The sequence below is a fragment of the Bradyrhizobium sp. Kon37 genome (assembly GCF_055807535.1).
Genome location: NZ_JBVVOY010000001.1, coordinates 147,210 through 168,008, shown reverse-complemented (window position 1 = coordinate 168,008; position 20,799 = coordinate 147,210). Strand labels below are relative to the sequence as shown.

22 protein-coding genes and 1 other RNA gene are annotated in these 20,799 nt (G+C 65.1%); 10 read left to right on the top strand and 13 right to left on the bottom strand.

Annotated elements, in window-relative coordinates; translation table 11 throughout:
- Nucleotides 1-49 precede the first annotated feature (49 nt).
- Nucleotides 50-1,549 carry a phosphomannomutase/phosphoglucomutase gene (locus AC0L3J_RS00910; RefSeq protein ID WP_473345544.1) on the top strand — a complete coding sequence of 500 codons (1,500 nt, stop codon included), beginning with the start codon at nt 50-52 and terminating at the stop codon, nt 1,547-1,549.
- A 133-nt stretch (nt 1,550-1,682) separates the two neighbouring features.
- Here AC0L3J_RS00910 and AC0L3J_RS00905 read toward each other — a convergent pair whose 3' ends face one another.
- From AC0L3J_RS00905 to AC0L3J_RS00865, 9 genes are all read right to left on the bottom strand, one after another.
- Nucleotides 1,683-2,192: an Lrp/AsnC family transcriptional regulator gene (locus AC0L3J_RS00905; protein WP_027514344.1), complete on the bottom strand. Its 510-nt coding sequence runs from the start codon at nt 2,190-2,192 to the stop codon at nt 1,683-1,685.
- 67 nt (nt 2,193-2,259) lie between these two features.
- The gene (locus AC0L3J_RS00900) at nt 2,260-3,213 is read right to left on the bottom strand and encodes a sugar kinase (RefSeq protein ID WP_473345543.1); all 954 of its coding nucleotides are present in this window, start codon (nt 3,211-3,213) and stop codon (nt 2,260-2,262) included.
- A 6-nt stretch (nt 3,214-3,219) separates the two neighbouring features.
- Nucleotides 3,220-4,158, bottom strand: a complete 939-nt coding sequence (gene nudC / locus AC0L3J_RS00895; RefSeq protein ID WP_473345542.1) for an NAD(+) diphosphatase — start codon at nt 4,156-4,158, stop codon at nt 3,220-3,222.
- 11 nt (nt 4,159-4,169) lie between these two features.
- Complete coding sequence (locus tag AC0L3J_RS00890) at nt 4,170-4,589, bottom strand: HIT domain-containing protein (protein WP_473345541.1); 420 nt, start codon at nt 4,587-4,589, stop codon at nt 4,170-4,172.
- Between the two features lie 271 nt (nt 4,590-4,860).
- Nucleotides 4,861-5,988, bottom strand: coding sequence for a muconate cycloisomerase family protein (locus AC0L3J_RS00885; RefSeq protein WP_473345540.1), 1,128 nt, complete (start codon nt 5,986-5,988; stop codon nt 4,861-4,863).
- Nucleotides 5,985-6,740, bottom strand: coding sequence for an SDR family NAD(P)-dependent oxidoreductase (locus tag AC0L3J_RS00880; RefSeq protein ID WP_473345539.1), 756 nt, complete (start codon nt 6,738-6,740; stop codon nt 5,985-5,987). Before AC0L3J_RS00880 ends, AC0L3J_RS00885 begins: the two co-directional genes overlap by 4 nt.
- A complete protein-coding gene (locus AC0L3J_RS00875) occupies nt 6,740-7,537 on the bottom strand; it encodes an amino acid ABC transporter ATP-binding protein (protein ID WP_473345538.1) in 798 nt (265 codons plus the stop codon). The genes AC0L3J_RS00880 and AC0L3J_RS00875 overlap by 1 nt, the downstream gene beginning before the upstream one ends.
- Nucleotides 7,534-8,196 carry an amino acid ABC transporter permease gene (locus tag AC0L3J_RS00870; RefSeq protein WP_018453014.1) on the bottom strand — a complete coding sequence of 221 codons (663 nt, stop codon included), beginning with the start codon at nt 8,194-8,196 and terminating at the stop codon, nt 7,534-7,536. Before AC0L3J_RS00870 ends, AC0L3J_RS00875 begins: the two co-directional genes overlap by 4 nt.
- Nucleotides 8,197-8,336: 140 nt before the next feature.
- A complete protein-coding gene (locus AC0L3J_RS00865) occupies nt 8,337-9,182 on the bottom strand; it encodes a transporter substrate-binding domain-containing protein (RefSeq protein ID WP_473345537.1) in 846 nt (281 codons plus the stop codon).
- A gap of 193 nt (nt 9,183-9,375) precedes the next feature.
- Between AC0L3J_RS00865 and ffs the strand changes: the two genes are divergently transcribed.
- From ffs to AC0L3J_RS00840, 5 genes are all read left to right on the top strand, one after another.
- Nucleotides 9,376-9,472, top strand: an RNA gene (gene ffs / locus AC0L3J_RS00860) — signal recognition particle sRNA small type.
- A 94-nt stretch (nt 9,473-9,566) separates the two neighbouring features.
- Nucleotides 9,567-11,384, top strand: a complete 1,818-nt coding sequence (locus tag AC0L3J_RS00855; protein WP_473345536.1) for a DNA polymerase III subunit gamma/tau — start codon at nt 9,567-9,569, stop codon at nt 11,382-11,384.
- A 25-nt stretch (nt 11,385-11,409) separates the two neighbouring features.
- Nucleotides 11,410-11,739 carry a YbaB/EbfC family nucleoid-associated protein gene (locus AC0L3J_RS00850; RefSeq protein ID WP_007597704.1) on the top strand — a complete coding sequence of 110 codons (330 nt, stop codon included), beginning with the start codon at nt 11,410-11,412 and terminating at the stop codon, nt 11,737-11,739.
- A 1-nt stretch (nt 11,740) separates the two neighbouring features.
- On the top strand, nt 11,741-12,343 hold the full coding sequence (gene recR, locus AC0L3J_RS00845) for a recombination mediator RecR (RefSeq protein ID WP_473345535.1): 603 nt from the start codon (nt 11,741-11,743) through the stop codon (nt 12,341-12,343).
- A gap of 26 nt (nt 12,344-12,369) precedes the next feature.
- Entirely contained in the window at nt 12,370-12,807 is a 438-nt protein-coding gene (locus AC0L3J_RS00840) for a hypothetical protein (RefSeq protein WP_106941196.1), read from the top strand.
- A gap of 119 nt (nt 12,808-12,926) precedes the next feature.
- Here the strand turns inward: AC0L3J_RS00840 and AC0L3J_RS00835 are convergent, their stop codons facing one another.
- Both AC0L3J_RS00835 and AC0L3J_RS00830 read right to left on the bottom strand, forming a co-directional pair.
- Nucleotides 12,927-14,291 carry an AmpG family muropeptide MFS transporter gene (locus AC0L3J_RS00835; protein ID WP_456767311.1) on the bottom strand — a complete coding sequence of 455 codons (1,365 nt, stop codon included), beginning with the start codon at nt 14,289-14,291 and terminating at the stop codon, nt 12,927-12,929.
- Nucleotides 14,292-14,471: 180 nt separating this feature from the next.
- Nucleotides 14,472-15,671, bottom strand: a complete 1,200-nt coding sequence (locus AC0L3J_RS00830) for a DNA recombination protein RmuC (protein WP_473345534.1) — start codon at nt 15,669-15,671, stop codon at nt 14,472-14,474.
- A gap of 171 nt (nt 15,672-15,842) precedes the next feature.
- Between AC0L3J_RS00830 and def the strand changes: the two genes are divergently transcribed.
- The 4 genes from def to AC0L3J_RS00810 all read left to right on the top strand — a co-directional run bounded on the left by def (nt 15,843) and on the right by AC0L3J_RS00810 (nt 18,642).
- Nucleotides 15,843-16,367 carry a peptide deformylase gene (gene def, locus AC0L3J_RS00825; protein ID WP_473345533.1) on the top strand — a complete coding sequence of 175 codons (525 nt, stop codon included), beginning with the start codon at nt 15,843-15,845 and terminating at the stop codon, nt 16,365-16,367.
- 134 nt (nt 16,368-16,501) lie between these two features.
- Nucleotides 16,502-17,425, top strand: a complete 924-nt coding sequence (fmt, locus tag AC0L3J_RS00820; RefSeq protein WP_473345532.1) for a methionyl-tRNA formyltransferase — start codon at nt 16,502-16,504, stop codon at nt 17,423-17,425.
- A 120-nt stretch (nt 17,426-17,545) separates the two neighbouring features.
- On the top strand, nt 17,546-18,283 hold the full coding sequence (gene truA / locus AC0L3J_RS00815) for a tRNA pseudouridine(38-40) synthase TruA (protein WP_473346049.1): 738 nt from the start codon (nt 17,546-17,548) through the stop codon (nt 18,281-18,283).
- Between the two features lie 23 nt (nt 18,284-18,306).
- The gene (locus AC0L3J_RS00810; RefSeq protein WP_473278859.1) at nt 18,307-18,642 is read left to right on the top strand and encodes a GIY-YIG nuclease family protein; all 336 of its coding nucleotides are present in this window, start codon (nt 18,307-18,309) and stop codon (nt 18,640-18,642) included.
- A 150-nt stretch (nt 18,643-18,792) separates the two neighbouring features.
- On the opposite strand, the gene dapE is transcribed toward AC0L3J_RS00810, so the two are convergent.
- Together dapE and AC0L3J_RS00800 are read right to left on the bottom strand one after the other, a co-directional pair.
- On the bottom strand, nt 18,793-19,959 hold the full coding sequence (gene dapE, locus AC0L3J_RS00805) for a succinyl-diaminopimelate desuccinylase (RefSeq protein ID WP_473345531.1): 1,167 nt from the start codon (nt 19,957-19,959) through the stop codon (nt 18,793-18,795).
- Nucleotides 19,956-20,609 (bottom strand): DUF805 domain-containing protein, encoded by a 654-nt coding sequence (locus AC0L3J_RS00800; RefSeq protein WP_473345530.1) that lies wholly within the window; start codon nt 20,607-20,609, stop codon nt 19,956-19,958. The genes dapE and AC0L3J_RS00800 overlap by 4 nt, the downstream gene beginning before the upstream one ends.
- Nucleotides 20,610-20,799 lie beyond the last annotated feature (190 nt).

Genomic DNA, 20,799 nt, shown 5'->3' with positions numbered 1-20,799 from the left:
TTTCGCTAAGGCTGCATTAAATCTGGCTCTTTTTCACGAGACCGTCTCAATGTTCCCCAAGCCGAAATCCGTGTTGCTGCCCAACACCTATGCCTTCGAATCCGAGCCGATGGTGAAGGCCACGGGCTTTCGCGAATACGATGCGCGCTGGCTGTTCCAGAAGGAAATCAACCTGATGGGAATTCAGGCGCTCGGCATGGGGCTGGGCGCGCTGATCGCGGAGCTCGGCGTCAGCCAGGAGATCGTCACCGGTCATGATTTCCGCGGCTATTCGGCCTCGATCAAATATGCGCTGATTTCCGGCCTGATGGCAGCGGGCTGCAAGGTGCACGACATCGGGCTCGCGGTGACGCCGATGGCCTATTTCGCGCAGTTCGACCTCGACGTGCCCTGCTGCGCCATGGTCACGGCCTCGCACAACGACAATGGCTGGACCGGCGTGAAGATGGGCGCCAACCGCCCGCTGACCTTCGGTCCCGACGAGATGACGCGGCTGAAGGAGATCGTGCTGGGCGCCGAGTTCAAGAACAAGGCCGGCGGCTCCTATCAATTCCACGAGAATTATCCGGCGCGCTACATCGCCGACCTCACCAGCCGCCCGAAGCTCAAGCGCAAGCTCAAGGTCGTCGCGGCCTGCGGCAACGGCACCGCCGGCGCATTCGCGCCGCAGGTGCTGGAGGCGATCGGCTGCGAGGTGATCCCGCTCGACACCGAGCTCGATCACACCTTCCCGAAATACAATCCGAACCCCGAAGACATGGAGATGCTGCACGCGATCCGTGACGCGGTGCTGCAGCACAAGGCCGATGTGGGTCTCGGCTTCGACGGTGACGGCGATCGCTGCGGCGTCGTCGACAACACCGGCGAGGAGATCTTTGCCGACAAGGTCGGCGTGATGCTGGCGCGCGACATGTCCGCGATTCACAAGGATGCGCAGTTCATCGTCGACGTGAAGTCGACCGGCCTGTTCATCACCGATCCGGTACTGCAGAAGCAGGGTGCAAAAACCACCTACTGGAAGACCGGCCATTCCTACATGAAGCGCCGCACCCATGAGACGGGTGCGCTCGCCGGCTTCGAGAAGTCCGGCCACTTCTTCTTCAACAAGCCCTATGGACGCGGTTACGACGACGGTCTCGTCTCGGCGCTCGCGATCTGCGACATGCTCGATCGCGCGTCCGGCAAGTCGATGGCCGATCTCAAAAACGCGCTGCCGAAGACCTGGTCGTCGCCGACCATGTCGCCGCATTGCGCCGACGAGGTCAAATACGGCGTCATCGACAAGGTGGTGAAGCACTTCGAGGCCTTGCAGGCCAAGGGCGCCAAGATCGGCGGCCAGTCGATCCGCGATCTCGTCACCGTCAACGGCGTCCGCGTCACGGTCGAGGACGGCAGCTGGGGCCTGGTGCGTGCCTCCTCCAACAAGCCCGAGCTCGTCGTCGTGGTCGAGAGCCCGGTCTCCGAGCAGCGCATGCACGACATGTTCGAGATGGTGAACAGCGTGCTGCGCACCCATCCCGAAGTCGGCGAGTACAATCAGAAGATCTGAGGTGCAACTCCGGCCGTCATGCCCGGGCTTGTCCCGGGCATCCACGTTCTTCTCGCTGTGTCGATACGCGTGGATGGCCGGGACAAGCCCGGCCATGACGATGACCGATAAAGTCCGCGCCAGCGAGTAAACCTTAAGCCGCCACCACCGCCGGGATCGGCAGCGCGGTGACCGACTTGATCTTCTCCATCGCGAAGCGCGAGGTGACGTTCTTCAGCGGCACGGCGCTGATCAGCTTTTTGTAGAACACGTCATAGGCCTGCATGTCGGCGACGACGACGCGCAGCATGTAGTCGACGTCGCCGGCCATGCGATAGAACTCCATCACCTCCGGCATGGCGCTGACGGCGTCGGCGAACTTCTTCAGCCAGGCGTCGGAATGGTCGGAGCTCTCGACCGACACGAACACCGAGATGCCGAGCCCGATCTTGTTCTGGTCGACCAGTGCCACCCGCTTGGTGATCACGCCATCGGCCTCCAGGCGCTGGATGCGCTTCCAGCAGGGGGTCGAGGACAGGCCGACGCGGTCGCCGATCTCGGCGACGGAGAGGGAGGCATCGTCTTGGAGCACCATCAGAATCTTGCGGTCGATGGCGTCGAGGCGGCGGCTGGTCTCGGGGAGCGGGACGGCGAGATCGGTCATTTGAAGAACTTTGTTCCATATCATGGGCTGATTTCCCTGATATAGAGAAAATCTTTCCACGGCAAGCCTATATTCTCGCCACATCAGTGGAATCCCTCTGCTGCCCACCTCGCAAAAGCTCTTCAACTTCAACGCGTTGCGGAGCGGCCAGGCCGCCGCCGTGACGGGTGCATTTCAGCGCTGCGGCGGCCGCGGCGAATTGCAGCGCCTCCCGCACGCCGCCGCCTTCGGCGAGGCGAAGCGTGAAGGCGCCATGGAAGACGTCGCCGGCGCCGAGCGTATCGACGGCCTGAACCGGGAAGGCCCGCGTCTCCTCCAGTGCGCGGCTCTCGTTCAGCCAGATCGTGCCGCGCGGGCCGCGGGTGGCGGCGAGGAAGGCTGGCGTGAGCGCGGCAAGGCGCTGCAACGCCGCGCCGTCATCGGCGATGCCGGCGGTCTCCTGCACCTGTTCGCTGGCGAACAGCAGGTGCGAGGCGGCCGTGAGCAGGCCGTCCTGCAACGACATCGCGCGATCGACGCCGACGATGACGGCAATGCCGCGCCGGCGTGCCTCAGTGCAGAGGTCCGTGCAGAACGATGCGCAGCGGCTCTCGACGAGGACCGCCTGACAATCGGCGAGCAGCTTGTCGGCGTCGGGCAGCTCGACTGTCCAAAGGGCCGGATCGCGATAGATCGTGAGCGTTCGCTCGCCCGTCGCGTCAATGATGATGGCAGAGACGGGCGTGGTCGCATCAGGTATGCGCACGATATGGCTTGTGTCGATATTTTCGGATCTCATGCGCTCGAGAATGAAGCCGCTCGACGTCTCCTGCGCATCGCCCATCGGACCTGCGAACGCGACGCGGCCACCAAGCCGCGCGATCGCGATCGCGGCATTGAGCGCGTTGCCGCCGCAGATCTCCGCGAGATGGCTGGCATTCGCCTTGCTGCCGCGCGCGGGCACGGCCTCGACTCGAAACGTCAGGTCGCGCACGGGAATGCCGATGCAGAGGATGCCCGGCGCGATCACAGAGTGCGCCATCGGCGGTCAGCTCTTGTCGTGCACCCAGCGGCCGAGCAAATGATGCGCAATCGCAAACGGGTGCGGGCCGGCGAGCCCGTCGGGATGCGTCCGCGTCAGCATCAGAGCGGCCTCCTCACGCGTGAACCAGCGCGCATCCTCCAGCTCCGAGTGATCGACGACGATGTCCTCGCTCACAGCCCGCGCGCTGCAGCCGATCATCAGCGACGACGGATAGGGCCAAGGCTGGGTCATATAATATTGCACGTCGGTGCAGCGGATTCCGGATTCTTCGAGGATCTCGCGGCGCACCGCGTCCTCGATGGTTTCGGCCGCCTCGACGAAGCCGGCGAGGCACGAATACATGCCGGACGGAAACTGCTTCTGGCGGCCGAGCAGGCACTTTTCGCCGGAGGCGACGTGCATGATCACGACAGGGTCGGTGCGCGGGAAATGCTCGGCCTTGCAACTCGGGCACTCCCGCTTCCAGCCGCCTTCCTTCATCCCGGTCCGGGTGCCGCAATTGGCGCAATAACCATGGCGCTGATGCCAGCTCACCATCGACTTCGCCATCGCGATCGCCGACAGCTCCTGTGGCGGCACCGCGCCCTGCATCGCCATGCCGCGCAGCTCGTTGAGGGCGTAGTCTTCGCGCCCGATCAGCTTCTCGGACGCGGCCTGCGACAGGCCCATCCCGAACATCGCGGCGCCGTCGCGCAAGCCTAAGAAGATCGTGCCGGGATTGGCGCCGCATTTCAGCGCCTCGTCGATTCCGAGCAGCGCGCGCACTTTGTCGCCTTCGCGCTTCACCAGTAGCGAGTCGCGGTAGACCACATAGGCGCGCGAGGTCGGCTTCTGCTCCAGCGCGAACAGCTTTTCGTCATCGCGGCGCAGATGCGCGGCGCGGTCGAGAATGTTGGTGACGAAGGCCGGCTGCCCCAGCGGAAACGAGTCGAATGCTGACATGTCTTGTTCTTTCAACCCAACCAGATCTTGCGGCGAAGCGCGCTGATGAAAGTCTGCACCTCGGTGGCGTCGTGCGCCAAGGGCTGCATCACGCCCCAGACCGGCCGCGGCCAGGCGGCGTCACTGGTGCGGCGCGCGATGACGTGGACGTGAAGCTGCGGCACGAGGTTGCCGAGTGCCGCGATGTTGAGCTTGTCGCATCCGGTGATCTCCTTCAGCGCGCGCGAGACGCGGGAGATCTCCGTCATCAACTGCGCCTGCTGCACCTCGTCGAGATCAATGATCTCGACCGCATCCGCGCGTCGCGGCACCAGCAGCAGCCACGGATAATGCGCGTCCTTGATGACCAGCACCTTGGACAGCGGCAAATCGCCGATGTCGATAGTGTCCTCTTTCAGGCGGGAGTGCAGCGACCAGGCGGGTTCGGACATGAAGGTTTCCGGATGGCCCATTGGGAATCGGGCATGGCGGGGCGGAACCCCTGAATATTTGCGCCGACCATACGATACGGAATCTGATTGGGGAAGGATGGCGCTCCGCAGAGGCGGCATACGCGATCGTCGTCCTGGACAAGCGCAGCGCAGATCCAGGACCCATTACCACAGGATTGGGTTTGGCGAAGATTCGGGGTTACCGACTTCGTGCCACAAACTTCTCCTTGGGGTAATGGGTCCTGGCTTTCGCCAGGACGACGGTGGGGGCTTAGGCCTCCGCCAGCACCCGCGCATTGGCGCGGACCGAGGCTTCGCTGACGCGGATGCCGAGACCGGGGCCGTCGGGCACCACGACGTGGCCGCCGCGATTGGCGACGCGCTCTTCCAGCACGTCCTCGGTCAGCACATGATGCGGCATGTAGAATTCGCAGCCGAGCGAGATACCGGGCGTTGCCGCGATCAGCTGCGTGCCGGCGGCGAGCCCGATGCCGCCCTCCCACAGCGTGCCGCCATAGCCGGGCAGGCCGGCGATGTCGGCGATCGCCATGATCGCTTGCGCCTCGAACAGGCCGCCGGCCTTCATCAGCTTGATCGAGACGGCATCTGCCGCCTCGCGGCGCACCACCTCCATCATGTCGCGGCGGTCGAAGCAGCTTTCGTCCGCGAGCACGGGTGTCTCAAGCGCCGCCGTGAGCTGCGCCATCACGTCGAGAAATTTGCGCGGCACCGGCTGCTCGATGAAGGTCGGTGCAAACTGCTCGACGTCGCGCAGGATCTTGATGGCGCCGAATGGCGCTAAGGCCTGGTTGTAGTCGACGCGAAGGTCGACCTTGTCGCCGAACTCGTTGCGGATCGCTGCGAGATGATCGAGATCCTCGCGATGCGGCTTCACGCCGGTCTTGACCTTGTAGATGACATTGCCGTCCGGAACCATCTTCCGCATGCGTTCGAGATCGGCGGCGAAATCCGGATCGGCGATCGAGAACGACAGCGGGATCGTGTCGCGCACGCGGCCGCCGAGCAGGTCGGCGACCGAAAGTCCCGACGATTTGCCGACGATGTCGAGCAGCGCCATTTCGATCGCGACCTTGGCTTCGGCATGTCCGACCAGCGCGCGATCAAGCTCGGCCATCAGCGCGCGGATGCGGCGCACCGGCTTGCCGAGCACGATCGGCCGCAAATAGATGTCGAGCGCGGAGAAGGCCGCTTCCGGCGTTCCCGTGAACACTTCCCACGGTGCGGCCTCGCCCCAGCCGATCACGCCGTCGCTGGAAGTGAGCTCGATCAGCACGCGCTTCACCGTGCCCTTGACGTTACCGACGCCTTGCAGGCGCGCCATCTTGATCGGGCTCTCGATCAGGAACAGCCTGATGCGTTCGACGGTTGCTTCGGTCATGTCAGGCCCCCATTGACGTGCCAGACCTGGCCGGTGACGTAGGATGCTTTCGCGGACGCCAGGAAGGCGATGATCTCGGCCACTTCCTCCGGCCGCCCGCGGCGGCCCATCGGGATCAGCGCCTCGGTCGCGGCGATCTGTTCGGGTGAAAGCCGGCTTTCGCTGGGCTTGTCCTTGACGATGAGGCCCGGCGCGACTGCGTTGACGGTGATGCCCTCCTTGGCGAGCTCGACTGCGGTGAGCCGTACCAGCGCTTCGAGCGCGGAGCGGCTCGCGGCCGTCGCTGCGAAGGGCGCGAACTCCGGCCGGATCGCGTGCGCGACGAAGGACGACACCGCCACGATCCGCGAATCTCGCCCTGCACGCAGCAGCGGGAGCGCCGCGTCCACCAACCGCGTGAACGCCAGCGCCGATTCGTCCATCGCCTTGCGGAACTCATCCGCCGGCGTACCGATGGCGCTGCCGCGGCGGGCATGGCCGCCGACGAGGATCAATCCATCGAGTCGGCCGAAGGCGCTTTGCGTAGCGGCGACGGCGTCGGTGACCGCGGCCTCCTCGGCGAGGTCGCCGAGGCATTTCGCGACGATCGCGCCTTGCGCTTCGGCTTCCGCTGCGGTGGCGTCGAGACCGGCTGCGTTGGAGCGCGTGTGCAGCAGCAGCGCGGTGCCGGGCTCCGCGAGCAGTTTTGCAGTGGCGCGGCCGATGCCGCTGGCGGCGCCGGTGACAAGATAGACGCGGTTGATTTCAGGCATCACGGTACTGCGTTGGTCGGCGGCAATGCGCCGGTGCGGTGGAAATGGCTGAGGAAGGCGCGCGTCGCTGCTTCCTGCGGATTGTCGATCACCTGCCGCGCCGGGCCTTCCTCGACCACGACGCCGTCGCGCATGAAGATCAGACGGTCGGCGACTTCGCGGGCAAAGGCGATCTCGTGGGTCACGATCACCATGGTCATGCCCTCCGACGCCAGCTGCTGGATCACGGCCAGCACCTCGCCGACAAGCTCGGGATCGAGCGCGGAGGTGGCCTCGTCGAACAGCATCACGTCCGGCTCCATGGCCAGTGCGCGGGCAATCGCGACGCGCTGCTTCTGTCCGCCGGAGAGCGTTGCCGGATATTGGTCGGCCTTCTCTGCAAGGCCCACCTTGGCGAGCTGCGCGCGCGCGAGCGTCGCGGCGTCCGCCTTGGCCATGCGCCGCACGGTGACCGGCCCCTCCATCACGTTCTGGAGCGTCGTCATGTGCGGGAACAGATTAAAATGCTGGAACACCATGCCGGTGGTGGCGCGGAATCTGGCCAGCGTCTTCACATCGGGAAGCTTCGTACCCTCGCCGAACGAAAAGCTCGTGTCGCCAACGCGGACGCTGCCGCCGTCGGGCGTCACCAGGAGGTTGATGCAGCGGAGCAGCGTCGACTTGCCGGAGCCGGATGGGCCGATCAGCGCCACGACGCCGCCCTTGGTGACGTCGAGGCTGATGTTCTTCAAGACCTCGTTGCTGCCAAAGCTCTTGCGCAGGGCACGGATCTCGATCTTGGAAGAGGTGTCGCTCATTCGCCGACCGCCAGTCGCTTCTCGCCGCGCCGGACCATGATGGTCAGGGGAATCAGGATCGCCGCATAGGCGACCGCGACGGCGGTGTAGGTTTCCAGCGGACGGTAGCTGTCATGGGCGGCGACCTGGCTCTGGTAGACGAGGTCCGGCACGGCCAGCACCGAGACTAGCGAGGTGTTCTTGAACTGGATGATCGACTGGTTCATCAGCGCCGGGATCATGCGCTTGATCGCCTGCGGCAGCACGATGCGCCGCATGCTCTGGCCCGGCGTCATGCCGAGCGCGGCGCCGGCTTCGGACTGGCCGCGATCGATCGAGATGATGCCGCCGCGGATGATCTCCGAATAGAACGAGCCGCCATACAGCGAGAGCGCCAGCGCCGAGGCCGTGATCGGCGTCATCTCGACACCCGCCAGGATCGGCAGCGCGTAATAGAACCAGATCAGCTGCACCAGGATCGGCGTGCAGCGGAACGCCTCGATGAACGTGAGCGCGAGCAGGCGCACCGCGCGAAATCGCGACAGGGTGCCGAACGCGCCGAACAGGCCGAAGACGAGGCCGAGCACGACGATGACCACGGTAAAGCCAACGGTAACGCCGAGCCCGTTGAGAAAGAGCCAGCGATAGCTCCAGAGGATGCCGAAGTCCCACTGATACATGCGTGCTTAACTCATACCCGAAACTTGTCGTCATGCCCGGGCTTGTCCCGGGCATCCACGTTCTTGGTGGCGCGGGTCAGACGTGGATGGCCGGGACAAGCCCGGCCATGACGTGCGGAGACTCAGGCGCTCATCACACCTTACAACGAAACGCCCGGCGGAATGTCCGCCTCGGTCACGCCCACCAGCTCCATGTTGGTGATGATCGCGTTGCGGATGAAGCCGAGGCCCTTGTTGAAGTCGATCCAGGTGTTGACGTAGTCGCGCCAGGTCTTGTCGGTCTCGCGGCGGAAGCCGGCGTTCGACGTGGTGGCGAAGATCGGCGTCGGCAGCACGAACTGGCCGAGCGAAGGGTTTTTCTTCAGCACGGTCAGCGACAGCATGGTGATCAGGCACTGCGCGTCGACGCGGCCGGTCTGCAGCGCGGCGGTGGCGTCGTCAGCGGTCTTCAACCGCGAGATCTGCGCCTTCGGCGTCAGGCGGCTGACGACCTGGTCGTGCGAGGAGCCCTGGTCGACCGCGATCTTGACGTCGGGCGAGTTCAACTCGGCCCAGCTCTTCGGCTTGAAGTCCTTCTTGCAGAGGATGCCGAAGGCGTTGTTGAAGACCGGCACCGAGAAGTCGACCACCAGCGCGCGCTTCGGGGTCGGGTTGAGGCCGAAGAAGATGTCGATCTTGTTGGACTGCAGGTCGAGCACCGAATTGCCCCAAGTGGTCTCGGTGATCTCGAGCTCGGCCTCCATGTCCTCGGCAAGCGCCTTGGCGATGTCGACGTAAAAGCCCTTCCACTGGCCGGTCGAAAGATCCTTCATGTAATAGGGTGCGCCGCCGCCGACCGCGCCGATCCGCATCTTCTTGGTGCGGCGGATGCGGGCGAAGGTCGATTCGTTGGTATCGGCGGTCTGCGCCACGGCCGGGGAGGCCAGCGTCGCCGCAGCCATCGCGCCAAGTCCGACAATCGATGCAACATCACGACGTGTAACCATTGGGATCAATCGCTTTTCTGTTGGAAGGAGTTCCGGCAGCGTTCTTACCAAGGCGCCTCCGGCAGTGAAAGCACAGCCTATCGGCTGTGCAGAGCGGGAATTGCCCGGATGCTGGGCAAGCCACTACGAAGCCCAGCCCGTTCAAGCCGATACCCGCTTGCTTTCCGGGCCTTTTGGCCCCAAATAGGGACCGGGAGATTGGCGGTGGACGAGCCACTCGCCAACCGGGTCAGGTCCGGAAGGAAGCAGCCCTAACGAGGTCCGGATCGGGTCGCTCGTCAGTCTCCTACCTGTTTTTCCGAGCGAATTGCGCCGGCGGCTCGGGCCGCCAGCGCGCTCCTTTCCGCAAAGCCGGCCGAAAGACACTTCATTGCGGATCGACCGATGACCGACGCTGGCGCCCCTCCCAACCCTGATAGCGCCGGCCAGGCCAGCACGCCCTACCGGGTGCTGGCGCGGAAATACCGTCCCTCCAGCTTCGACGATCTGATCGGCCAGGAAGCCGTCGTCCGCACCGTCTCCAATGCATTCGAGACCGGCCGCATTCCGCAGGCGTGGATCCTCACCGGCGTCCGCGGCGTCGGCAAGACCACCACCGCGCGCATTCTTGCCCGTGCGCTCAACTACGAGATGCCGGATGGCTCGGTGAAGGGCCCGACGGTCCAGATGCCGACGCTCGGCGTGCATTGCCAGGCGATCATGGAAAGCCGGCACATGGACGTGCTGGAGATGGACGCGGCCTCGCATACCGGCGTCGACGACGTCCGTCAGATCAATGACAGCGTCCGCTACGCCCCGGCCAGCGCCCGCTACAAGGTCTACATCATCGACGAAGTCCACATGCTGTCGACGGCGGCGTTCAACGCCTTCCTGAAGACGCTGGAGGAACCGCCGGAGCACGCCAAATTCGTGTTCGCCACGACGGAGATCCGCAAGGTTCCGGTCACGGTGCTGTCGCGCTGCCAACGTTTTGACCTGCGCCGCGTCGAGGCCGACGTGCTGATGAAGCATCTCGCCAACATCGCGGCCAAGGAAAACGTCGAGATCGAGCCTGAAGCGCTCGGCATCATCGCGCGCGCCGCGGAAGGCTCGGTGCGCGATTCGCTCTCGCTGCTCGATCAGGCGATCGCGCATGCGGCGGGCACCGTGAAGGCCGATGCCGTCAGGCAGATGCTGGGGCTTGCCGACCGCACCCGTGTCATCGATCTTTTCGATTCTCTGGCGCGTGGCGACATCGCGTCCGCATTCAAGGAGTTCCGTGACCAGTACGACGTCGGCGCCGATCCGATCGTGGTGCTCTCGGATCTCGCCGAGTTCGTCAATTTCGTCACCCGCGTGAAGATCGTGCCGGCGACCGCCGACAACGTCGCCTATGGCGAGACCGAGCGCGTGCGCGCGCGGGATTTCGCCTCGAAGATCTCGATGCGCGTGCTGTCGCGGATGTGGCAGATGCTGCTCAAGGGCATCACCGAGGTGCAGGCCGCGACGCGGCCCGCCGCGGCCGCCGAGATGGTGCTGGTGCGCATCGCCTATGTCGCCGACCTGCCGACGCCGGACGAAGCGATCAAGATGCTGGAGCAGAACGGCGGGGGTTCGCCGGTCGTGAGCGGTGGCAGTGCCGCGCGCAACGCGCCGGCGGGGCCGACGGCGTCCGCGGCTCCGGTTCGCATGCCGACATCGTCGCCGTCCTCGTTCGGCGGCGGTGGTGCCCGTCCGCAGATGGCAACGCCCGCGCCGGATCCGCAAGCTGCTGCGCCTGTATTGCGCGTCACGAGCTTCACCCAGCTCGTCGCGCTGGCCGGGCAGAAGCGCGACCTCCTCACCAAGGGCGCGCTCGAAGGCGACATGCGCCTCGTTCGCTTCGAGGAGGGCCGGCTCGAAGTCGCGCTCGAGCCCAACGCCTCCAAGACCATGATTTCCGATCTCGCGCGCAAATTCGAGCTCTGGACCGGGCGCCGCTGGACCGTGATCGTGTCCAACGAGCCGGGCCAGCCGACGCTGCGCTCGGTGAGCCAGGCGGCCAAGCAGGAACATGCGCGCACCGCCGAGGCCGATCCGCGCGTGCGCGAGGTGCTGTCGCGTTTTCCGGGTGCGAAGGTCGTCGAGGTCCGCAGGCTTGCCCCCGAGGCGCCGGAATCCGATATTAACGCCGACTATGGCAGTGACGATCCGCCCGACGGTTCCGACGGCGACGATCTCTAGAGCCAATTTTCCAAGGACAGCACCGATGGTCGATATTTTCGGCATGATGAAGCAGGCGCAGCAGCTGCAATCCAAGATGCAGGAGATGCAGGACCAGCTCGCCAACGTCGAGGTCGAGGGCATCTCCGGCGGCGGTCTCGTCGCCGTGCGCATGACCGCGAAGATGGACGTCAAGGGCGTCAAGATCGATCCTTCGCTGATGAAGGCGGAAGAGCGCGAGGTGCTCGAGGATCTGCTCGTCACCGCGTTCGGCGAGGCCCGCCGCAAGGCGGAAGCCGCCATGCAGGAGAAGATGCAGTCGCTCACCGGCGGGCTCGGCCTGCCGCCCGGGCTGTCGGGGCTGTTCGGCCAGTAATATGGGCGCTGTTGCGGGTCCTGAGATCGAGCGGCTGGTCCAGCTTCTCGCGCGGCTGCCGGGCCTCGGCCCGCGCTCGGCGCGGCGCGCGGCGCTGCATCTGATCAAGAAGCGCGAAGCGCTGATGATGCCGCTGTCCTCGGCCATGCAGGTCGCGCTCGAGAAGGTCCAGGTCTGCAAGACCTGCGGCAACATCGACACGCAAAGTCCCTGCACGGTCTGCACCGATCCGAAGCGCGATCCCTCGATGATCGTCGTCGTCGCCGACGTTGCCGATCTCTGGGCGCTGGAGCGGGCCAATGCCACTCAAGGGCGTTATCACGTGCTGGGCGCGACATTGTCGCCGCTCGACGGCGTCGGCCCGCAGGACCTCACCATCGAGGCGCTGGTCGCGCGCGCGCATGAGGCGCAGGTGAATGAGGTCATCCTGGCGCTGAATGCCACCGTCGACGGCCAGACCACGGCACACTACATCACCGACCTGCTTCAGGACGCCAACGTAAAAGTAACCCGGCTCGCTCATGGTGTGCCGGTCGGCGGCGAGCTTGATTATCTCGATGAAGGTACGCTATCGGCCGCGATGCGGCAGCGCACCCTGTTCTAGCCATCCAGACTTACGGAACGGACGACATGACGAAACTTTTCGCCACACGATGGGCTTTGGTCGCGACGCTGACGATGCTGGCGACGCCGGCCATCTCCGCGCAGCAGGACGACGGGGCTCCGCCGCCGTCGAAGCCCGGCAAGCCGATCAATGCCGGCGAGGTGCTCTCGGGCGAGCTGAACACGATGAAAGTGCGCGACGTCAAGAACGTCGGCAAGCGGGTTGCGACCTACCAGATCACCTCCGAGCCGCGCCGGCTGCCGCCGCCGAACGGGCTGTGCAATCTCGAGACCGGCCCCGAAACCTTCCAGCTCGTTCCCAGCGGCGACGCGCAGGCCGCACAGTTGAAGACGTTCGCCGGCAAGGAGATCTCGGTCAAGGTCGACGAGATCGCCTGCGCCAGCGACCCCGGCCAGATGAGCGAGGCCGTGATCACGAAGTGGAGCCTGATCAAGAAGCAGTAGGGGGGCAGCAGATTGGGATGCCGTAGGGTGGGCAAAGCGAAGCGTGCCCACCACCTCCTCTAACTGTTAGCGCGATGGTGGGCACGGCGCGTCGCGCCTTTGCCCACCCTACGGCAGTGTCAAACCCTCACCGGCCCCAGCGCATCGAAATGCCCGCGCTTCTGCAGCCAGGCCAGCAGCACCAGGCTCGGGATCGCCACCAGCATGCAGATCACGAAGAACAGCGGCCAGCCGGTGGTATCAGCCACGAAGCCAGCGCCTGACGAGAGATAGGTCCGCCCCACCGCGGCAAGTGCTGTGAGCAGCGCATATTGCGTCGCCGTGTGCAGCGGGTTCTGGCAGAGCGCCGAAAGATAGGCGACGAAGATCACCGTGCCGATGGCGCTAGTGAAGTTCTCACAGGTGATGGCGAAGGCGAGCGCCCATTGGCTGGTGCCGACGAAGGCCAGCCAGGAGAAGGAGAGGTTCGCGAGCGCCTGCACCACGCCGCCGATCCAGAGGCTGGTCGCAAGCGAATAGCGCCGGGCGACGAAGCCGCCGGCAAAGCCGCCGATCAGCGTCGCAGCGAGGCCCACCCCCTTCACGATCGCCGCATAGTCGTTGCGGGAGAAGCCGAGGTCGATCACGAACGGTGCGGTCATCGTGCCGGAGAAGGCGTCGGTGAATTTGAACAGCACGACGAAGGCGAGTGCCGCAAGCGCGTCCTTGCGCGTCAGGAATTCCGAGAAGGCGCCGACCGCCGCGTGCAGCACGCGCGCGAACGCGGTCTGCGTCTGCGTCGCGGCTTCCGCCCGCAATGACTGCTCGGGCTCGGTCGCGACCAGCGCCGTGATCGTCCCGATCAGCACCATCGCCGCCATCACCACATAACCCCACATCCATGCGGACGTGCGGGTGATGCCGGTGCTCTCGAAGCCCGAGACGATGAACAGCGCGCCGGCGGTCGAGACCAGCATGCCGATGCGATAGGCCGCGACATAGGACGCCATGCCGGCGGCCTGCTCGCTTTCCGGCAGGCTCTCGACGCGGAAGGCATCGACCACGATGTCCTGCGTCGACGAGGCCGTCGCCACCAGCAATGCGCCGAGCGCGACGTAGAACGGCGAGCGGGCGGGATCGGTCAGCGCCAGCAGCAGGATCGCGATGATCAGCAGCAATTGCGAGAACAGCAGCCAGCCGCGCCGCCGCCCGAACGCTCGCGTGAACAGCGGCACATGCATTGCATCGACCAGCGGCGCCCACAGGAATTTCAGCGTGTAGGGCGTGCCGACCAGCGCAAACAGCCCGATGGTCTTGAGATCGACGCCCGATTCCCGCATCCACACCAGCAGCGTCGAGCCCGACAGCGCCAGCGGCAGCCCGGACGAGAAGCCGAGGAACAGCACGATCAGCACCCGCGGCTGCAGGTAAACGGCAAGGCTGTCACGCCAGGAGGTGGGGGCCGTGCCGGAGCCGGCAGGGGAGGTCGCGTCGGGTGCGGTCATGGCGGGGTGTTAGCAGATTCTGGGAGCGCTGCCTCTTCTCCCTCTCCCCGTTCTGACGGGGAGAGGGTCGGGGTGAGGGGCCTCTCTCCACAAATGAGATGGTTGTGAGACCTGTACCCCCTCACCCGGATCGCAAGGGCGATCCGACCTCTCCCCGCAAGCGGGGCGAGGTAAGGAAAGTCACTCCCCCGCCTGGAGCTTCCGCGGGAACAGCTCGGCAGCGCCGGTCGCGACCAGATGCGGTGCTTCCGGCGCATCGCTCTTGCTGAAATCGAGCTCTTCGATGCGCCCGGCGCGCTTCTCGATCTTGTCGGCGGAGATCAGTACCTGCCGCACGTCTTCGTTGGCGTCGGCAAAGTGCTTCTGCAGCTTGAGCACGCGATCGCGCAGGCGGCCGAGGTCGTCGCCGAGCTTGATCACCTCGGTGCGGATCTGGTCGGCGGCGTCGCGCATGCGCGCGTCCTTCATGATCTGCTGCATCACCTGGATCGCCAGCATCAAAAGCGACGGCGACACCAGCACGACGCGGGCGCGATACGCCTTCTGGATCACGTCGTCGAAACCGTCGTGGATTTCGGCGTAGACCGATTCCGACGGCACGAACATCAGCGCCATGTCCTGGGTCTCGCCGGCGACGAGATATTTTTCGGCGATGTCGCTGACATGCTTCATGACGTCGCCGCGCAGCCGCTGCGTGGCGATCCGCTTTTCCTCGTCGCTGCGCGCGTCATGCAGCGCGGTCATCGCCTCCAGCGGAAATTTCGCGTCGATGCAGAGCGGCCGCTGGTCGGGCAGGAACACGACGCAGTCCGGACGCTTGCCGGTCGAGAGCGTGAACTGGAACTCGTAGGCGCCCTTCGGCAGACCGTCCTGGACGATCGCCTCCATCCGCGCCTGACCGAAGGCGCCGCGCGACTGCTTGTTGGCGAGCACGTCGCGCAGGGTCGTCACCTGCGTGGTGAGGTCGGTGAGGTTCTTGTGCGCGCTGTCGATGATGCCGAGCCGCTCGTGCAGCGCGCGCAGGCTCTCCATGGTGTTGCGGGTGGTGTGCTCCATGGACTGGCCGACGCGGTGGGTCACCGAATCCAGCCGCTCGTTGACCGCGCGTGCCATGTCGGCCTGGCGGCCGGCCAGCGTCTGGGTCATGGCGTCGACCCGCCCCGAAGCCTCGCTCTGGGCATGCAGCATCTGGCTGATGCGCTCCTCGAGTTCGTCGGCGCGGATGGCGTTGGCCATCGCGAGTTCCGCCCCGCGCCGCCCGGAGCGCGCGATCACGACGGCGATCACCACCATCAGGATGAGGACCAGGGCGCCGAAGCCGATCAGCGCGTCCACGGTGCGCACCGACCAGTCGCCGAGCATGAAAATGATCTCGTTCATGCCCCTGCTTCTAGCCGATTCGCTCGGCGGCACGAACGAATAGCGAACATTTAGGGTAAATGCCCCGTTAATTTTTATGGTTAACGAAACCCGAAGTTTTATGGTTAGCGGAGGGTTAACGGGGTTCCCGGCCGGATTGACCGCATCGAACGCCCGGCTTAAATCGCGGCCATGGCCCTCAGAGAAATCATCATCCTGCCCGACAAGCAGCTGCGTCTGGTCTCCAAGCCGATCGAGAAGGTCACGCCGGAGATCCGCAAGCTTGCCGACGACATGTTCGAGACCATGTACGACGCGCCCGGCATCGGGCTCGCGGCGATCCAGATCGCGCAGCCGCTGCGGCTGATCACCATGGACCTCGCCAAGCCCGACCAGGACGGCGAGACCAAGCCCGAGCCGCGCGTCTTCATCAATCCGGAAATCCTCTCCTCCTCGGAGGACCTGTCGGTCTACGAGGAAGGCTGCCTGTCGATCCCCGAATATTACGAGGAGGTCGAGCGTCCCGCGAAGGTGCGGGTGCGCTACATGGATCTGGACGGCAAGGTGCACGAGGAGGACGCGGAAGGCCTCTACGCCACCTGCATCCAGCACGAGATCGACCATCTCAACGGCGTGCTGTTCGTCGACTATCTGTCAAAGCTCAAGCGCGACCGCGTGCTGAAGAAGTTCGAGAAAGCCGCCAAGCGCGCGGAGTGAGTAGGGTTCTCTCTCGTCGTCATGGCCGGGCTTGACCCGGCCATCCACGCCTTGCTTGCTTTGTCGCCAAGACCGTGGATGCCCGGGATAAGCCCGGGCATGACGGAGAAACCATCCTTACCGAGCGCCGCCACATGCCCCTCCGCCTGATCTTCATGGGCACGCCCGATTTCTCCGTGCCGACGCTGCTCGAGCTCGTCGCGCATGGCCACGAGATCGCGGCCGTGTATACGCGCGCGCCCAAGCCCGGCGGCCGGCGCGGCCTGCAATTGCAGCCGACCCCGGTGGAAGAGGCCGCGCGAAAGCTTGGCGTGCCCGTGCTGACGCCGAAGACGCTGAAGACGCCGGAGGCGCTGGAAGAATTTCGCGCCTTCGACGCTGATGCGGCCGTCGTCGTCGCCTATGGCATGATCCTGCCGCAGGCGATCCTCGATGCGCCAAAGCTCGGCTGCTATAATCTGCACGCCTCGCTGCTGCCACGCTGGCGCGGCGCCGCTCCCATCAACCGCGCGATCATGGCCGGCGATGCCGAGAGCGGCGTGATGGTGATGAAGATGGATGTCGGGTTGGACACCGGCGACGTCGCCATGGCGGAACGGCTCGCGATCACGGACAATATGACCGCGCTCGATCTGCACGATCGTCTGTCCCGGCTCGGTGCCGATCTGATGGTGCGCGCCATGGCCGCGCTCGCCCGCGGCGGGCTTCAGCTCAAGCAGCAGAGTGAGGACGGCGTCACCTATGCCGCCAAGATCGACAAGGCCGAAGCGCGGATCGACTGGACCAGGCCCGCGCGCGAGGTGCTGCGCCATATCCACGGCCTGTCGCCGTTTCCCGGCGCCTGGGCCGAGCTTGAGAATGCGCGGGTAAAAATCCTGCGCTGCGAGCTGGCGAAAGGCGCGGGCGCACCCGGCGAGGTGCTCGACGATCACCTCACCATCGCCTGCGGCGAGGGCGCAATCCGCCTTCTCGAGCTCCAGCGCGAAGGCAAGGCGCGCATGCAGGCCGCGGACTTCCTGCGCGGCGTGCCGTTGAAGCCCGGCGCCAAATTCACCTGACGCTGTCATACCCCGCGAAGGCGGGGTATCCAGTACGCCGAGGCTTCTCGGTCGAATGGATAGGCTGCGGAGTACTGGATCGCCCGGTCGAGCCGGGCGATGACAGCGAAACTGGACAAGATGCCCCGCTACAAGCTCATCATCGAATATGACGGCGCGCCGTTCTTCGGCTGGCAGGTGCAGGAGACGCTGCCCTCGGTGCAAGGCGCGCTGGAAGCTGCCGTCAAGGCGATGATCGGCGCCGATGCACGCGTGCACGGCGCGGGCCGCACCGATGCCGGCGTGCATGCGCGTGGCCAGGTCGCGCATGTCGATATCGACAAGCAGTTTCCGCCGGGCCGCTTTCGCGACGGCTTGAACGCGCATTTGCGCCCGCATCCGATCGCTGTGCTCGAGGCGGACATCGTGCCTGATAGTTTCGAGGCGCGCTTCTCGGCCATCAAGCGCCACTATCGCTACCGCATCGTCAACACCCGCGCCAATCTCGCGCTCGACGCCGGCCATGCCTGGCGCGTGCCGCGCCGGCTCGACGCCAATGCGATGCATGCGGCGGCACAACGTCTGCTCGGCAAGCACGATTTCACCACCTTCCGCGACACCGAGTGCCAGGCCAAATCGCCGGAGAAAACTCTCGATCAGCTCGACGTGCTGCGTGATGGGCGCGAGATCACGATTCTCACCTCGGCACGCTCGTTCCTGCACAGCCAGGTGCGCTCGATGGTGGGATCGCTGATGTGGGTCGGCGAAGGCCGCTGGACTGCCGACGATCTCTCCGCAGCGCTCGCCGCGCGCAACCGCGCCGCCTGCGGCATCGTCGCCCCGCCGGACGGGCTGTATCTGATGCAGGTGGATTACTAGAGATTGATGCCGCCACAGGCGTCATGGCCGGGCTTGTCCCGGCCATCCACGTGCGTCAACATGCGACCATGCATGGGGGATGGGTGTACATCCTGGCGAGCGCGGCCAACGGCATTTTGTATGTCGGTGTGACGAATGACATTATTCGTCGCGTGTACGAGCATCGAAATGGACTCGTGCCAGGCTTCACCAAGAAGTACGGCGTCAAGCTGCTCGTCTATTTCGAGCGCTATGAGGACATCCAAACCGCAATCCAGCGCGAGCACAACATCAAGCATTGGTCGCGGACGTGGAAGGTGAGATTGATCCTGAAGGACAATCCCGAATGGAAGGATCTGTACGATACGATTGTCCAGTAAGGCGGGCCTGAGCTCCCGCCACTGCCGTCATGGCCGGGCTTGTCCCGGCCATCCACGAACTTTGTTTCGCGGTCGCAAAGAACGTGGATGCCCGGGACAAGCCCGGGCATGACGGCGGAGTGATTGGCGGCAGCGAGATAGCCTCACAGCCTACCCAAAATACCTCGCCAAAATCCCGCGATACACCTTCGTCAGCTGCTCCAGATCCCTGACCGGCACGCGTTCGTCGACCTGGTGCATGGTCTGGCCGACCAGGCCGAATTCGATCACCGGGCAATAGCTCGAGATGAAGCGTGCGTCCGAGGTGCCGCCTGAGGTCGACAGCTCCGGCTTGCGGCCCGTCACCTCCTCGATCGCGGACACCGCGAGCTCGGTGAACGGGCCGGGCTTGGTCACGAACACGTTCGAGTTCGAGGGCTCCCAGACGATGCGGGCGCGGATGCGGTTGCCGCAGGCTTTGGTCAGCCGCGTCTCGACCAGCTCGCGCAGGCTCGCCTGGGTGTGGTTGTCGTTGTAGCGGATATTGAATTTTGCGCGGGCTTGTCCCGGGATGACGTTGTTGGCGGTGTTGCCGACGTCGACCGAGGTGAATTCGAGATTGGAGGCCTGGAACTGCGCGCTGCCATGGTCGAGCGGCTCGTCCGAGATGGCCACGATCAGCCGGGCGATATCAGGCACCGGATTGGCGGCGCGGTGCGGGTAAGCGACGTGGCCCTGCACGCCGTCGACATACAGCGTGCCGGATTGCGAGCCGCGGCGGCCGACCTTGATGGTGTCCCCGAGCGCCTCGACATTGGAGGGCTCGCCGAGCACGCAATGGTCGAATGTCTCGCCGCGCTCGGCCGCCCACTTCAAGAGCTTGATGGTGCCGTTGATGGAGACGTCTTCCTCGTCGCCGGTGATCAGAAAGGAGATCGAGCCTTTGCCATCGGCGCGCGGCTTGCCGTCGTTGGCGGCAAGATGCTCCAGCACCGCGGCGACCGAGCAGGCGATGCCGCCCTTCATGTCGACCGCGCCGCGGCCATGCAGAAAGCCGTCCTTCACCTCGCCCGAGAACGCGCCGACGCTCCAGGCGCTCTCGTCGCCCGGCGGCACCACGTCGGTGTGGCCGGCAAAAGTGATGTGCGGCCCGTCAGTGCCGATCCGCGCATAGAGATTGTCGACGTCGGCGGTGCCGGGCTCACTGAAGGTGACGCGGTGGCATGTGAAGCCTGCCGCGTTGAGGGCTTTTTCAAGCACGCCCAGCGCACCGGCATCTTCAGGGGTTACCGAGGGGCAGCGGATGAGATCGCGGGCAATCGAGAGAGCATCGGTCATACGCCCCGCTTAACATGCATGCCGCCGGGTGGGCTAGCACTGGGCGGGACAAATTCGATCTCGCTCTGCTGGTCCCAGCTTTTCGCCGCAGGCGAGGCGGGCGCGGAGCCATCTTCAACCTCGGCCAACGGATCGGCGCCGAACCGGTTGTCGCCGGAGGTGCCGGGCACAATGAACATTTCCACGAGGCCCCAAAACCACGGAATGTGCACGGCCCAGGCGAGGGCAATAACCCAGTTTGATTCGGTCGGCAGCAGGTCCGAGAACTGGTCGAACAACGCGGGCACGAGGAAGAACGGAACCAGCCACCAGCCGCTCCGGTCGCGATCGTGCAGCCGCTTGGTCGCGGTTGCGAGATAGATCCACAGGAATAGCGAGCTGCCGAGCACCTTGAGGATGAGGGTCGGACGATCAGTCGTTACCAGCAGACGGTAGGCCCTGGGATCGACCACGTTGAAGATGTCGTCGACACCGAAATCGAAGTCGAGCTTGAAGTTGAAAGCGAAAGTTGCGGCCCCGTTCTGCACCTTGATGGCCTGGTCGATCATCCCGAGCATGCAAACCAGCACCATCACGATCAACAGCGCCTGCCACAGCAGTGCGCGGTTGATGCGGCCGTCGAAGCGGAACAGATACCAGGCCCAGTCCATGCCAAAGGCTCCGGGCGGAAGAGGTCGCCCGGATGTTGGTCGTGCTGGAAGGAGGATGGGTTCGATGGACCCTCGGTGTCGTCCCGGCGAAGGCCGGGACCCATACCGCGGAATCTCTCGATTGTGGATGGTCGGCGTACCGGACGACCAGTCTTCGCCAAACCGCCGCTTGGGGTTATGGGTCCCGGCC